The organism is Bradyrhizobium jicamae (assembly GCF_001440395.1).
Lineage (GTDB): Bacteria > Pseudomonadota > Alphaproteobacteria > Rhizobiales > Xanthobacteraceae > Bradyrhizobium > Bradyrhizobium jicamae.
On record NZ_LLXZ01000165.1, the window covers coordinates 3,698 to 4,513 of the forward strand.

General features: G+C 62.6%; 1 protein-coding gene. It reads left to right on the forward strand.

All coding sequences use genetic code 11. From position 1 onward, the window contains the following. Nucleotides 1-816 (forward strand): hypothetical protein (locus CQ12_RS45280; RefSeq protein WP_198164274.1); only part of this gene is annotated, 816 nt, incomplete at both ends.

Below are 816 nucleotides of genomic sequence, written 5' to 3' on the forward strand. Positions count from 1 at the left end.
TGCAAGGATCGCGGCACCGGCACGGCAACTTGCACGTCAACGCAAACCGGCAAACTGGTCGATCCCGGTGTCGAGATTGCCGCGGGTTCATTTGCGCAGGCAGCACTCAACGCGCCGAGGCCGAGTTCGAGCAGCTACAGCACCTTCATGATTGCGGCCTTCGGAGCCTTGATTTACGAGCTCGATGGTGCCGCCCACGCCGCGCAAGCGTTCGATTTTGGCGATGGCTTGGCTGATGTCTTCACTTCATCTACCGCAAGCGAGGCCACGGGACTGGCAGCGGTCGCAGCTCCCAGCTTTGCAAATTTCGACGGCACAGCCTCACCAGCCGCAGTGTACGATGGGGCGTTTCCATTCGAGTTCGCTCAAGGCGATACGATCGCCAGAGACGGCAGCGAGCTTCACGTTGGTAATGGCGACGCGGAGGATAGCGGCAGCGACCGAGGGAACACCATTCCCCGAGGTTTCGGGACCGTGGCGGCCGCCAACGAACCGCCGCAGCGTGACACAACGCAGGCAGGGCGGGACAACGGGCCCGGTCAAGGTCAATCGCAGCCGGACTTACATGCTTCCGACAACGGCTCCGGAGCCGCCAAGGAGCATGCCGGGCATGAAGCCCCGGGAGACGATTTAAATCACGGTCAATCGCAGAAGGCCCTGCATGTTTCTGACAACGGCCCCGGGGCCCCCAAGGAGCATGCCAAGCATGAGGCCCGGGGAGATGATTCCAATCGCGGGCAGGCGCTCCGCGATTTGCACACTTTTGAAGAGGGCTCCGCGGCCGGCGAGCACCACGCCAAGCATGATCCACAGGCA